Below are 12846 nucleotides of genomic sequence, written 5' to 3' on the forward strand. Positions count from 1 at the left end.
AACAGTAAGCAAATGCCGCACTGTGCCCCATGGCATCTATCACGAGGTAGTTAGGATGAAATACAACAAGCTAGAACGCATGAGCAGCCTGATCGAATGGATCCTGCTGTTCGCCCTGCTGGCCACCCCGCTCATGACGCTGACGGATACCTGGTCTCATCTGCTTGGCGGCAATGACAGCCTGCACGACGAACTGGTAAAGGCGCTCGGCCACAACGGTGACAAGGTCTTCAACGGCGTGCCAGACTCAGGAAGATCAGGCCCTCGGCACCTTGCTAACCCCGCCGGCACCTGTGCTTAGCGACTATCCGCTCACCTTCGGCACTCGCCTGCTGGCCACCCTGATCATGCTGCTCCCCGATCTGGTGTTCATGCTGATCCTGTGGCAACTGCACCAGCTGTTTCGCGGCTATCGGCACGCCATGCTGTTCACCTTCGGCCAGATCCGCCGCTATCGCTGGCTCGGCTTGCTGCTGTGTGCCAGCTTCGTCGCAGAAATCATCACAATGCCGCTCGTCGACATAGCCCTCACCATGCAGGGGCCTGAATTGCATGGCACCATCAGCATAGGCTCATCAGATTTCAGGCTGCTGCTGGCCGGCTTGATTGTCTCGGCACTGGCCCTGGTGATGCGCGAGGCCAAACAACTGGCCGACGAACAACAACTGACGGTGTGAGGATCCCATGCCCATCATAATCCGGCTCGACGCCCTGCTGGCCGAGCGCAAGATGACAGCCCGTGAACTGGCCCAGCGGGTCGACATCACAGAGGCCAACCTCTCCATCCTCAAGAACGGCCACGCCAAGGCGGTCCGCTTCTCCACCCTGGAAGCCATCTGCCGCGAGCTCGGCTGCCAGCCGGGCGACCTGCTGGGCTATGAGCAGGAGCGCTAACCCGCAGGAATACCGCCATGACCCTTGATACCCTCATCCAGAGTCTGTTGCTGCTCCCCTTTTGGGGAGCGGCCACCGAGGGCATCCCTGGCCCAAGCTACCAGCTCGTGGCCGGCGCCAGGCCCGACACCCTGCTGGTTCGCTTCACCCCGGAAGGGACGCAGCCGTTCACCCTGCTGCCCGCCCGTACCCTGAGTGGTACAGCACAGCGGGCGCTGCCTACCCTCACCTGTCTGGAGAGCGGCGCCAGAGTCACGCCGGATCAGCCCATCAAGTGCCGCGAGCTGAGCTGGCAGATAACGCTCAAGCCCGTGCCGGCAAGCGGGGCTGATGCCTCGGCACAGCAGAACCTCTACTTTTCGCAAGGCGGCTGGCTAGTCACCGAATGGGGCGATTTTCCACGCCAACAGGGCGCAGAACCGGGCCGGGTCTGTCTGCCGGATGGCCGGTGCAGCCCCCTGCCCGGCATGAAGGAGCCGCCGCTGATCCTGCCCTTCGCCCTGCCCGTGACAACCCAGTTACGGCAAGGGTCCCGTCTGCAAATTCATCATGATCGGATGGCCGACGCACTGGACATCCCACAGTTGCAAAAGCAGCTGGAGGCCATTGTCGATTACCTCGCCTTCCAGCTCGATGCCCCGCCCGCGCGCCAACCCTGGCATCTGGTGTGGCTGGCACGCGACATCAGTACCCACTCACTGGGGGGCGCCGCCGGGGCCGGGGCGGCTGTCGCCAACTATCCGGTCAGCGACAACCAGCCCACCGCCGATGCCCCACTGCGCCTGCTGCGTACCAGTGCCCACGAGGCGGTGCACATGCTCGACACCCGGGCCAGACCGACCTGGGTCGCCGAGAGCCTGGCGGAATACCTTGCCATCAAGTCGCTGCGCCGCTTCCGCCTGGACAGCACCACGGCCGCCGACGAGCTGGCGCAGCATGGCACCCGCTTGCCCCATGCCGATGCGGGCCTCTATCGGGCCAATGATGCGGTCAAGGCGGGGGATCTCTCCTACTATCCCCTCTTCTACTTCAAGGGGAGTGCCTTCTGGGAGGCACTGGAGCTGGCCCTGCAACCTCATCACCGCACCCTGTCGGCACTCTTGCCACGCCTCTCCTGGCAAGAGGACGGCCGCTTCGATGCCTCCTCCAGCGCACTGCTGGCGGGTACCCTGGGCAACGAGGTCTGGCAATCCCTGATCCGCCGCTATCTGAGCGGGCAGAAGTGACGCAAGTGCCATGAAAAAGGGGAGCATATGCTCCCCTTTTCTCCGGCTGGCGCCTTCATCTTCCATCCGGTTCAGGCTGACGCCACCTCGCCAGGGCGCAGCCGCAGGAAGAAGACGGGCGCCACCACCAGCACCATGATGAAGAAGATGCCGCCACCCAGCGGCTCGAACAGCAGGCCGCACAGGGTCATCAGGGCAGCCACCGTCATGCCGAGGCCGAGCGCCGCATAGAGCGCCTGGGTGGGGATCAGCTGTTCGGCCGGCAGCTGGCGGGTCATGAAGCGCACGGCGCCGAGGTGGCTGACGCAGAAGGTGACCGCATGGAGCAGCTGGCCCGCCACCAGCACCAGGATCTCGGTGGAGGCACCGAGCAGGATCCAGCGCACCACGCACCCGATCGCCCCCACCAGAAACAGGGTCTGGGCGCCGAACCGGTTGAGGAAGCGCTTGTCGGCTGCGAACATGCCGATCTCCGCCACCACCCCCAGCGCCCACAGATAGCCTATGGTGGTGCCGCTGTAACCCGCCGCCTTCCAGTGCATGGCGCTGAAACCGTAGTAGGCGGCATGGCTGCCCTGCAGCAGGGCCGAGATCAGCAGGAAGCGGCGCACCGAGGGGGACTTGAGGGTATCGAGCAGGGAGGCTTTCGCCCGCTCCCCCTGAATGTCCCGCGGCGCCGGATGCAGCGGCAGCCAGCTGAGCAGCAACATCAGCACCAGCCCTGCCACCATGGTGTGCAGCACCCAGTCGCTGCCAAAATTGCCCACCAGGGCCCCGACCAGGGTCGAGGCGACTATGAAGGCAAAGGAGCCGCACAGCCGCACCTTGCCGTAGTCGAGGTGCGCCTGCACCACCATGCGGGTGGCCAGCGCCTCCCCCACCGGCATCAGGGTCGGGTAGATGAAGTTCGCCACCAGGGTCAGCCCCACCAGCCACCAAAGGCTGTGACTCAGATAAAAGCCGAGGAAGGCCAGCAGGCTCAGCAGACAGAGCAGCCGGGTAACGGGCAGCAGGTGCCCGGCTCCCTTGATCTGCCCCATCACCAAGAGGTTGCCAGCAAAGCGGATCGCCATCCCGGCCCCCAGCAGCAGACCTATCATCTCGGCGCTCACGCCTATGCCCTCCAGCCAGAGCGACCAGAACGGCAGGTAGGCGCCATAGACGAAGTAGAAGGCGCCAAAGAACAGGGCTAACCAGGAGAAGGCGGGCATAGATCCTCGACAACGAGCAGAAGGGGCACAAATGATAACCGATTTTAGGACGGGGATCCTGCGAGCCAGGCGCAAGCCGAAATGAAAAACATCAATAAAATTGAACTATTGCCGCAAGGCCGGTGTCTATTGAGTAACACCTCCTCCTGGTTAGTGTTGCAATCCTTCCACCCGCTTCCGGCGGGTTTCTTTTTGGCTGCCATTTAGCTGGCATGGGCCGGTTTCACCCCATGAAAAAGGGGCCTGACGACCCCCTGTTCAATGTACTGCCGTGCTGTGGGATCAGAATATGTACTTGACCCGTGCGCTCAGGTTGCGGCCCGGCTCTGTCTGGTTGCTGGTGTTGGCACTGGCGCTCTGACCTGTGATGCTCTCGTAGCTGACGTACTCCTTGTCAAACAGGTTGAAGACACCCACGTTGAGCTGCAGATCCTGCATCGGCTTGAACTGGGCATAGATGTCCACCACGCCCCAGCCCGCGCTCTTGATGTTGTCGTTGCCCTTGGCATCCTTGCCCACCTTGTCCATGTCGTCGGCAAAGCGCAGCGCCGTGTTGATGTTCCAGTTGGGCTGTTCCAGCCGTACTCCCAGGCTGCCGTTGAGCGGGCTCAGGCTGTTGATGTAGTTGCCATCGCCATCCTTGCCCTCGATGTAGGCCAGATTGCCCCAGACGTTGACCAGATCATTGAGCCAGTAATCCGCCTTGGCCTCGGCCCCCTTGGTGGTCGCCTTGTCCAGATTCTGGTACTGATACAGCGCGGTTCGGCCCTCGGTACCGATCTCGGTCAACTCGATGAAGTCATCGAACTTGTTGTAGAAGGTCGCCACTTCATAGCTGAAACCGCCGGCGCTGCCGCGCACCCCCAGATCGATGCCGTCGCTGCTCTCGGGCTTGAGGTTCGGGTTCGGCTCGATGCGATAACCGTATGCCTGATGGTTCAGGGTGGAGAAGGCGTTGTCATACATGGGCGCCTTGAAGCCGTGGCTGTACTGGGCGAACAGGTTGGCCGCCTCGTGCGCCTTGAACACCAGCCCCAGCTTGGGCGAGAACTCCCCTTCGGAGAACTGCTTGAGCTTCTCACCTGTGTAGGCGGGATCCTCATCCGGCGTCATCTGGTAATAGTCGTAACGGGCCCCCGGGGTCAGCACCCAGCGCTCGCCAAACTTGATTTCGTCGAAAGCCCACAGGGCGCCGTGCTCGCTGGTGGTGGAGGGGAAGCTCAACTCGTTGTAGCCGACGAAGTCCCCCGGCACGGTCGGCGCCTTGAAGCGGGTCCGCTCGTTGTCGGTATGCTCATACTCCAGGCCCCAGGCCAGACGCTGACTGGCCAGCGCCTTGCTGAATTTCACCTGGGCGCCCAGGCTCTTCTGCTCGAAGCCGTTGCTGTCCAGCGAGTTCTTGGTCACATAGGGGTTGGTCGGCTTGACCGGGTACTTGGACGAGGCGTACTGATCCAGGGTCTGCTTGGTGCGGGCGTAGTAGAGCTTGCTGTCGATGCGATCGACCCAGGGCGCGTTCAGGGCGATGCCGTGATCCAGCACCAGCGAGAGGTTGTCCGTGTCCTTGTCGGTGATCGGCTGATTGAAGACGGAGGCGGCCTTGGTGAGATCGACGGCATCCGGATCCTGCCCCTCGCTGAAGTAGTCGGCGGTCAGCTTGAGGAACTGATCCTCGCTCAGGTTCCACTTGCTCTTGAACAGCACGGCCTGGCTGGCGATGTCGAATTCGTTCTTGTCGCCGTCGTAGTTCTGGGTCACACCGCCGTCACGCCAGGTGTAGCGCAGCAGGTTCTCGAACTCGCCGCTGCGCAGGGCGCCGGTGAAGCCGGCCATCTTCTGGTGACTGCTGGAGGCATAGCCGGTGGTGGCGTCCAGATAGCTGTCGCGGCCCTTCAGGAAGTCGCCGGCATCCTTGGTGGTGATGGCGATGACGCCCCCCAGCGCATCTGAGCCATAAGCCGCAGAGGCGGGACCCTTGGCCACCTCGATCTGCTTGATCATGTCGGTGTCGAAATAGCTCTGGCCCACGCCGCCGTTCTTGTAGGCGTCGTTCTGGCGCACGCCGTCACGCACTATCTTGACCCGGTTCTCACCCATGCCGCGGATGATGAAGGTCTGGGCATCACCGGCGCCGCCGAGGGCGGTGACGCCCGGCTCGTAACGGAACAGGTCGGCGACGTTGCTCACCACCTGCTCTTCAATCTGTTCGGCCGTGATCACCGAGATGGGGCCGGAGACATCCTCCAGTTTTTGCTCCATCCGTGAGCCGCTGACGACCATGACTTCATCTGCTTTCTTGTCCGCCGCGAAGACCGGGGAAGCGAGACCGGCTGCCACGGCAAGGGCAACCAGCGATAGGGTGTTGTTATGGGCCACTGCAAATCCTTATTGAGAACTGTTATCAAACAGCTGGCATATTACTCAGCCCGCAACAAAGATCAATAATAAACGGAATCATTCTCATTTTCTTTTGTCGTGATTAGGTTCTACACTATTCCCCTCTGTTTTCCGGCCCGCCATGCTGCCATTGTATGGCTCTGGCTCTGCTTCGTTGTGAGATACCATGACTCGATTACTGCCCCTGTTCACCCTTCCCCTGCTGCTGGCCGCCTGCACGACAGTGCCCGATGACGATGCCGGCACCCTCTACCACTATCGGCTCAGCGCGGGCCAGCCCGATGCCGGCCAGGGTGAACTGACGCTGACCCAGGCGGTGGCCAGGGTGACGGACGCCGACATAGTGCTGGTGGGCGAGCTGCATACCCATCCGGCCGTGCACCTGCTGCAGGCCCGCCTGCTGGCGGGGCTGGCCAATACCTCCCGGGCAGATGGTCGCGGGCTGGCACTCTCCATGGAGCAGTTCAGCCGCGCCGATCAGCTGGTGCTGGACGCCTATCTCGCCGGACGCATCGGCGAGGCCGCCCTCATTCGCGATGGCAACGCCTGGCCCAACTACCAGAGCGACTATCGCCCGCTGGTGGAGTTCGCCAAGGAGCAGCACCTGCCGGTCATCGCCGCCAACGCCCCCAAACCGCTGGTGAGCTGTGTCGGCCAGGAAGGGCCCGCCTGGCTGGACACGCTGCCCGCCAGTCGCCGCAGCCAGCTCGCCCGCGAACTCACGCTCACCGACGATCCTTACCGCCAGAAATTCATGGCCTCGCTCCATCACGGCGATGCCGACGGCAATGCCCGTCGCTTCGCCGCCCAGACCAGCTGGGACGACACCATGGCCGAGAGCATGGTGGACTACCTGCGCAGCCACCCGGGCCAGCGCATCATGCACATCGCCGGCAACTTCCACATCGAGGGGGGTCTGGGGCTCGCCAGCCGCATCGCCAGCCGCAACCCGGCGCTCAAGGTGGCGCTGGTCGTGCCAGAGACAGAACCGCAGGGCGATGCGCAGGCATCCGCCGGGCGGACCGCCGACATCCGGGTGCGGATCAGCCCCCTGCCAGAACGCTGGCTAAATGCCGATGAAATGAAGCAAGATATGGGCGCACTGCATCAATCCCGAAGCCGTGACTGCAGCCAGTGGCTGCAACCCTGAAAATTGCCTAAGGATTTCATATGGATGTGTTACTGGTCATCGACATGCAACAGGGGTTGTTTACCGACCCCCGCCATCAGGACGCGCAGGTCATCGCCAACATCAACCGCTTGGCAGACAACGTGCGGGCCAATCAGGGGCGTGTCATCTATGTGCAACACGACGCACCGGGTTCTGAACTGGAACCCGGCAGTGCAGGCTGGCAGCTTCACGCCGATCTCACCCCGGGCCGCGGCGACAGCCGGGTACGCAAGACCGCCTGTGACAGCTTCCTCGATACCGAGCTCGGCTTCCTGCTGGCGGAGCAGGCGGTGGACAGGCTGCTGATCAGCGGCTGTGCCACCGATTTTTGCGTCGACACCACGCTGCGCAGCGCCGCAGCCCAGGGGTTCGACGTGTTTGCGCTGACGGATGCCCACACCACGGCGGATCGCCCTCACCTGAGCGCGGAGAAGATCATCGAGCACCACCACTGGATGTGGCAGCATCTGAGCCTGCCAAAGGGCAGAACCGTGACCCTGCTCACCACGGATCAGCTGCTCGAGGCCATTCAGCCCGAGCTGGCGTGTTAATCTGCCTCTCTTGAAGTGATCACCCGATTGGAGTCTTGTGTGCGTCTACTGTCTGCCGTTGCATTCATGCTGTTGTTACCGGCAATCACTGCCTGCTCCGGTTTGCCGGGGCAGCAGCCGGATGGCCCGGCCCCCCTGTTTCGAACCCATATCAACGAAGAGGGGAGCAAGCGCTTCACCTTCGAAGCCGCGCCGCTCGACACCCTGCCCACCCGGCTGCAGGAGAACGACGGCAGTCGCCTCAGCCGCAGCAAGAGTCTGCTGGAACGGCGTGATGCGCTGCAGGATGCACAGTTGACCCAGACCCTGGCCGAGCGGAAGTATTGCCGCGATGGCTATATCGTCCTCAGCCAGACCTCCTGGAAGATCCGGGGCGAATGCAACGAGACGGCCAATCAGGCCGATCGGGATGCCTTCCCCAACAAGGCCTCCTGGCAGGACTAGCGCTCAGGGGTGACACGCAATAAAAAACGGGCAGCCCAGGCTGCCCGTTTTTTATTGCGATGTGGTCGCCGTCAGACTGGCGCATCGGCCGGGCTGGTCAGCTCGGCACCGTTGTCGACCCGCTTGTGCCCTTCCACCAGGTGGACGAAATCCACCAGCTCGTCACCTGAGACCCGAAACGCCTGACCGAAGCCCTTGACGAACAGCCCCTGCTCGGGCTTGAGGCGGAACAGCACGAAATCCTTGAGGTTGGAGAGCCCCTTGACGATATCGCCGAAGCGCCCTTCCAGCGCGGCGATCGCCTGGCCCCAGCGCACGTCGTCGCGGGCCACCACTTCGGCCAGCGCGTCGAAGGTGAGCCGCTTGCGGGCAAACAGCTCGCGGGCACCGGTTTCATCCTCGATCAGCATCAGCGACACCTTGGGCACCTGTTGCAGGTTGCGGGCGTGGCGGGCGATCTCGGAGATGAGCACATAGTAGCCATCCTCCTGCAGCACGAAGGGGGCATAGCTGGCATTGGGGTTGCCTTCACTGTCCACCGTCGCCAGCTGCAGGGTGCGGCAACCGTCGCGAAACTCGCGGATCTCCGGTTGCAGGCGATTCTGCAGACGCTCCTGACGTTCACTCATGCTTTGACTTCCTCTTGATACTGGTGGCGCAAGGCCATGAAGCGTTCCACCTGGGCTGGCAGCAGCTGGCGCTGCTCGTCACGTCCCAGATAGACCTTGAAAATACAGCGGCCGCTGTGGCCGAAGAACTGGAAGGAGTGCCCCTCCTTGCCCATGAACAGCTTGCTGACCAGCGCCATGCCGACCACGTTGTCGAGCTTGAGGTGACCGTGCATCTCGCCATCGCGCCCCATCAGGTTGTAGTAGCCACGGGCGCTCTTGCCCTTGGGAAACGGCGCCTTCACCTCGAAGATGGAGCCATCGGATTCGACGATGGTGGTCACCTGACCCCAATCCGCCAGATCCGCCAGCAGGGCTTCGGCCCGCTCGCCGGGCACCAGGGTCACCAGCTCGGCAGGCAGGTGGCGTACCACCTCCCACTCGCTGACCGCCAGCTGGCTGGCAATGGTGGAAGGATGGGCGCTGGGGTCTTGTTCCAGCAGCTCATGGATGCGTTGTGCAATGCTCATAGATTCTCCCTTGGGATGCGCGCTGCATCCCTCTCCTGTCATGGCGAATACTCTAATAAAGCACCAGAGCCAACGCAATTGATAATCGCTTTCATTCTCAGTGCATTTTTTTCACCGGCTTGATATTCTCGGCGGCAACCCAACTTCATTCACCCTTCGGAGGTTAGCATGGGCCGTCGTTTTGCCCTCGCACTCAGCCTGCTCGGCTGTTCAGCCCTTTCCCTGTCTGCTGCCGCGCAGGAACGTATCGTCAGCATAGGCCCGGCCACCACAGAGCTCATTCTGGCACTAGGCGGTGAACAGAGCCTGATCGCCACCGACATCAGCAGCACAGAACCGAAAAATCTGCCCAGAGTCGGCTATCACCGCGCCCTCGCCGCCGAGGGGATCCTCAGTCTGGCGCCGACCCGGCTGATCGGCAGCGACGAGATGGGGCCGCCGCCGGCGCTGGAGCAGTTGCGCCGCGCCGGGGTCGAGGTGGACGTGCTGCCGACCGCACCGACCCTCGCCAACCTCAACCAGCGCATCGACACCCTGGCCGGCCTGCTCAATGACCCGGCCGCCGGCACGCGATTGAAAGCCGAGATCCAGGCCCAGACAGCGCAACTGGCGGCGCAAGCGAAGCAGAACAAGCCGCTCAAGGTGGTCTTCCTGCTGCTGCACAAGGGGCAACCCACCAGCATAGCCGGCGGCAATACCACCGCCAGCGCCCTGCTCACCCTGGCGGGCGGCGTCAATCCGGTGGCCCAGCTGAGCGACTACAAGCCCGTCTCCACCGAATCCCTGATCGAGCTGCAACCGGATCTGGTGCTGGTGAGCGGCCGCGACTGGCAGCAGTATCAGGATCCGGAAGCCGTGCTGAGCCAGGTACCCGCGCTCACCGCCACCCCGGCGGGGAAAAACCGGGCCATCCACGCCATCGACGGCCACGCCCTGCAAGGCGGCCTCAGCCTCACCTCGTTGCAGCAGGCGAACCAGATCGCCAAGTGGATCAAGCTGGGTTCATGATGCGCCTGCCACTGCCCTGGCTTTTCGCGCTCACCGGCGGTGCGCTGGCGCTGCTGCTGGTCGGGTCGCTGGCGACCGGCCCCATGGCCCTCTCTTTCGGCGAGAGCCTGCGTGCCCTGTTCGTCGGGCAGGAGAGCGGGATTGCGGCCCACAAACTCTTGATCGTGCAGGAGATCCGCCTGCCACGTACCCTGCTCTGCATCGCAGTGGGGGGCATACTCGGCCTCTGTGGTGCCGTCATGCAGGGGCTGTTTCGCAATCCGCTGGCCGACCCCGGCATCATAGGGGTCTCCGGCGGGGCTGCGCTCGGCGCGGCGCTGGCCATAGTGCTGCTGGCCCCCCTCGGCCAGCAGTGGCAAAGCCTGCTCGGCATAGGCCTGCTGCCCCTGCTCGCCTTCCTCGGCGGGGCGCTCACCACCACGCTGGTATATTTGCTCGGCACCCGGGAGGGGGGCACCTCCGTCACCGTCATGTTGCTGGCGGGGGTGGCCATCACGGCACTGTCCGGCGCCGTGATAGGGCTGCTCACCTACCTGGCCGACGACCAGATGCTGCGCAACCTGAGCCTGTGGCAGATGGGCACCCTGGCGGCGGGCAAGCCGGTGGACGTGGCCTTGGCGCTGGCCACCCTGATCGTCCTGCTGCTGCTGTTCATGCGCGATGCCAATCCCCTCAACGCCCTCTTGCTGGGGGAAGGGGAGGCCCGTCATCTGGGGGTCAATGTGCAATCCCTCAAGCGGCGCCTGATCCTGCTCACCGCCGCCGGAGTCGGCGTGGCCGTCGCCGTGGCGGGCATGATCGGCTTCGTCGGTCTGGTGGTGCCCCATCTGGTGCGGCTGCTGGCCGGCCCCAACCACGTCAGGCTGCTGCCGCTCTCTGCCCTGCTGGGAGCCGCCCTGCTGCTGGGTGCCGACATGCTGGCCCGCACCCTGCTGGCACCGGCCGAGCTGCCGGTCGGCATCATCACAGCCCTGCTGGGCGCCCCCTTCTTCATCTGGCTGCTGGTCAAGGGCCGCCGGACGCTTTAACCGGAGGTCTATCTTGCCTGCATCAACGCCCCTGCTGCGCTGTCACCAGCTCAGCCTCACCCGTGGTGGCCGCCCCATCCTGGACCGGCTCGACCTCAGCCTGCAGGCCGGCACGCTCACCGCCCTGCTCGGCCCCAACGGCGCAGGCAAGAGCTCGCTGCTCAAGTGCCTGACCGGCGAGCTGGAACACGAGGGGGAGATAAGCCTGTTTGGCCGGGAGCGGCAAGCCTGGCCCACCATGGAACTGGCCCACAGCGTCGGCGTGCTGCCGCAGAGCTCGTCCCTCAACTTTCCGTTTCTGTGCGAAGAGGTAGTCGCCATGGGGCGCCTGCCCCACAGCGAGCCCGCCAGCCGGCGCGACCAGATAGTGCGGGCCGCCATGACCCATGCCGGGGTCGAGCACCTGGCTAGCCGCCTCTATCCCGGCCTCTCCGGCGGGGAGCGGCAGCGGGTACAGTTCGCCCGGGTACTGGCCCAGATCTGGCAGGCACCGGACGATCCCCAGCAGCCACGCCTGCTGCTGCTGGACGAGCCCACCTCGGCGCTCGACCTCAAGTACCAGCACCAGCTGCTCACCATGGCTCGCGCCCTGGCCGCCCGCAACACAGCCGTGCTGGTGGTGCTGCACGATCTCAACCTGGCGGCCCGTTACGCAGACCGGCTGGTGATGCTGGAGCAGGGCAAACTGATGGCCGACGGCACCCCGGCCGAGGTGCTGACCCCGGCCCTGATCGATCGCCTGTATGACTACCCGGCCCAGGTGATCCATCACCCTGAGACTGGCCTGCCCATGGTGGTGTGATGCGGTGATGGCCGTGCGGCAGATAGCAACAGAGCGCCATCAGGCGCTCTGTTTGTTTGCAAGGCGGGCAGGCTTATCACCCACCAAACAGCCTCATATGATTCTTCACTCGTCAAGCGATCTGATAGCGACCCGGCTTGTGATTGAGTGTCAACACCAGGTTACAGATGATGGCCGCCACCACGGAGAGCGCCAGGATCCAGGGCTGCACCACGAAGCAGGAGGCGATGACTATGGTGCAATCCAGCCCCATTTGCAGCTTGCCAGCGCGGATGCCGAAGCGGTCCTGGATAAACAGCGCCAGTATGTTGAAGCCACCCAGACTGGATTTGTGGCGGAACATGATGAGCAGCCCCATGCCGATCAGGGTGCCGCCGATCAGGGCCGCATAGACGGGTTCTATCTTGCCTATCTGCAGCACGGCGTTGAGGTGATCCGTCATGAAGGAGACGGCGGCCACGGAGACGAAGGTGTTGAGGGTGAAGCGCGGCCCCATCCTGAGCCAGGCCAGGGCGTAAAACGGCAGGTTCATGCCGAAGAACAAGAGGCCGAAGCTCAACCCCGTCACCTGTTGCAGCAGCAGCGCCAGCCCGGCGGTGCCGCCGGTGAGCAGGCCGACCTGATGAAACAGGAAGATGCCGAGGGAAACGAAACCGGCTGCAGTCAGCAGGGCGAGTACATCTTCATAGAGTGGATGCGCAGAACGGGCTGAGCGCGCAGAGCCTGGGGTGTTGTCCATAACCTGTATCCAATAGCGAAGTGAAAATAGAGTGTCTTGTGTCCGCCGTGGCGGACGCGAGCCCTGTCCGCAGGGCTTCGTTATGGGGTCCAGTCTATTTTTTGCGACCAGGATCACAATAGCCACGGGGAACGCCCCGTTTTGGTGCCTGTCATTCTCCATTGACAGTCAGTGCACCAAGATGCAGCATGCCGCGCCTGACGAGCCAGCCCTCGTCCACCCTGGCGCCGCCTCCAT

The 12846-nt window shown here is 63.5% G+C and carries 13 protein-coding genes and 1 pseudogene; 9 read left to right on the plus strand and 5 right to left on the minus strand.

From position 1 onward, the window contains the following. Positions 1 to 55 precede the first annotated feature (55 nt). The 3 genes and pseudogenes from IU367_RS16910 to IU367_RS16920 all read left to right on the plus strand — a co-directional run bounded on the left by IU367_RS16910 (position 56) and on the right by IU367_RS16920 (position 2120). Positions 56 to 677 (plus strand): annotated as a pseudogene (locus IU367_RS16910) (DUF2975 domain-containing protein). Positions 678 to 684: 7 nt separating this feature from the next. Continuing rightward, positions 685 to 894 (plus strand): helix-turn-helix domain-containing protein, encoded by a 210-nt coding sequence (locus tag IU367_RS16915; protein ID WP_005311752.1) that lies wholly within the window; start codon positions 685 to 687, stop codon positions 892 to 894. Between the two features lie 17 nt (positions 895 to 911). Then, the gene (locus IU367_RS16920; RefSeq protein ID WP_274452514.1) at positions 912 to 2120 is read left to right on the plus strand and encodes a hypothetical protein; all 1209 of its coding nucleotides are present in this window, start codon (positions 912 to 914) and stop codon (positions 2118 to 2120) included. Between the two features lie 71 nt (positions 2121 to 2191). Here the strand turns inward: IU367_RS16920 and IU367_RS16925 are convergent, their stop codons facing one another. Together IU367_RS16925 and IU367_RS16930 are read right to left on the minus strand one after the other, a co-directional pair. After that, complete coding sequence (locus tag IU367_RS16925) at positions 2192 to 3331, minus strand: 3-phenylpropionate MFS transporter (protein WP_274452515.1); 1140 nt, start codon at positions 3329 to 3331, stop codon at positions 2192 to 2194. 282 nt (positions 3332 to 3613) lie between these two features. Then, positions 3614 to 5707 (minus strand): TonB-dependent hemoglobin/transferrin/lactoferrin family receptor, encoded by a 2094-nt coding sequence (locus IU367_RS16930; protein ID WP_274452516.1) that lies wholly within the window; start codon positions 5705 to 5707, stop codon positions 3614 to 3616. Between the two features lie 187 nt (positions 5708 to 5894). On the opposite strand from IU367_RS16930, the gene IU367_RS16935 reads away from it, so the two are divergent. Genes IU367_RS16935 through IU367_RS16945 form a run of 3 tightly spaced genes read left to right on the plus strand, consistent with a single transcriptional unit; the run spans position 5895 to position 7894 of the window. Then, positions 5895 to 6878: a ChaN family lipoprotein gene (locus IU367_RS16935; RefSeq protein WP_274452517.1), complete on the plus strand. Its 984-nt coding sequence runs from the start codon at positions 5895 to 5897 to the stop codon at positions 6876 to 6878. A gap of 20 nt (positions 6879 to 6898) precedes the next feature. Next, entirely contained in the window at positions 6899 to 7450 is a 552-nt protein-coding gene (locus IU367_RS16940) for a cysteine hydrolase family protein (protein ID WP_274452518.1), read from the plus strand. Positions 7451 to 7489: 39 nt separating this feature from the next. Next, complete coding sequence (locus IU367_RS16945) at positions 7490 to 7894, plus strand: hypothetical protein (protein ID WP_042870059.1); 405 nt, start codon at positions 7490 to 7492, stop codon at positions 7892 to 7894. A 71-nt stretch (positions 7895 to 7965) separates the two neighbouring features. Here IU367_RS16945 and hutZ read toward each other — a convergent pair whose 3' ends face one another. Both hutZ and hutX read right to left on the minus strand, forming a co-directional pair. Next, a complete protein-coding gene (gene hutZ, locus IU367_RS16950) occupies positions 7966 to 8523 on the minus strand; it encodes a heme utilization protein HutZ (RefSeq protein ID WP_043554664.1) in 558 nt (185 codons plus the stop codon). Continuing rightward, on the minus strand, positions 8520 to 9032 hold the full coding sequence (gene hutX / locus IU367_RS16955; RefSeq protein ID WP_043554663.1) for a heme utilization cystosolic carrier protein HutX: 513 nt from the start codon (positions 9030 to 9032) through the stop codon (positions 8520 to 8522). The genes hutZ and hutX overlap by 4 nt, the downstream gene beginning before the upstream one ends. 168 nt (positions 9033 to 9200) lie before the next feature. Between hutX and IU367_RS16960 the strand changes: the two genes are divergently transcribed. The 3 genes from IU367_RS16960 to IU367_RS16970 are packed head-to-tail and all read left to right on the plus strand — an operon-like array spanning position 9201 to position 11870. Then, complete coding sequence (locus tag IU367_RS16960) at positions 9201 to 10040, plus strand: heme/hemin ABC transporter substrate-binding protein (protein ID WP_274452519.1); 840 nt, start codon at positions 9201 to 9203, stop codon at positions 10038 to 10040. Next, the gene (locus tag IU367_RS16965; protein ID WP_274452520.1) at positions 10037 to 11068 is read left to right on the plus strand and encodes a FecCD family ABC transporter permease; all 1032 of its coding nucleotides are present in this window, start codon (positions 10037 to 10039) and stop codon (positions 11066 to 11068) included. The genes IU367_RS16960 and IU367_RS16965 overlap by 4 nt, the downstream gene beginning before the upstream one ends. A 13-nt stretch (positions 11069 to 11081) precedes the next feature. Further along, positions 11082 to 11870, plus strand: a complete 789-nt coding sequence (locus tag IU367_RS16970) for a heme ABC transporter ATP-binding protein (RefSeq protein WP_274452522.1) — start codon at positions 11082 to 11084, stop codon at positions 11868 to 11870. A 112-nt stretch (positions 11871 to 11982) separates the two neighbouring features. Here IU367_RS16970 and IU367_RS16975 read toward each other — a convergent pair whose 3' ends face one another. Then, positions 11983 to 12609 (minus strand): YitT family protein, encoded by a 627-nt coding sequence (locus tag IU367_RS16975; protein WP_005311722.1) that lies wholly within the window; start codon positions 12607 to 12609, stop codon positions 11983 to 11985. Positions 12610 to 12846 lie beyond the last annotated feature (237 nt).

The organism is Aeromonas bestiarum, assembly GCF_028751155.1.
Classification (GTDB): Bacteria; Pseudomonadota; Gammaproteobacteria; order Enterobacterales; family Aeromonadaceae; genus Aeromonas; species Aeromonas bestiarum.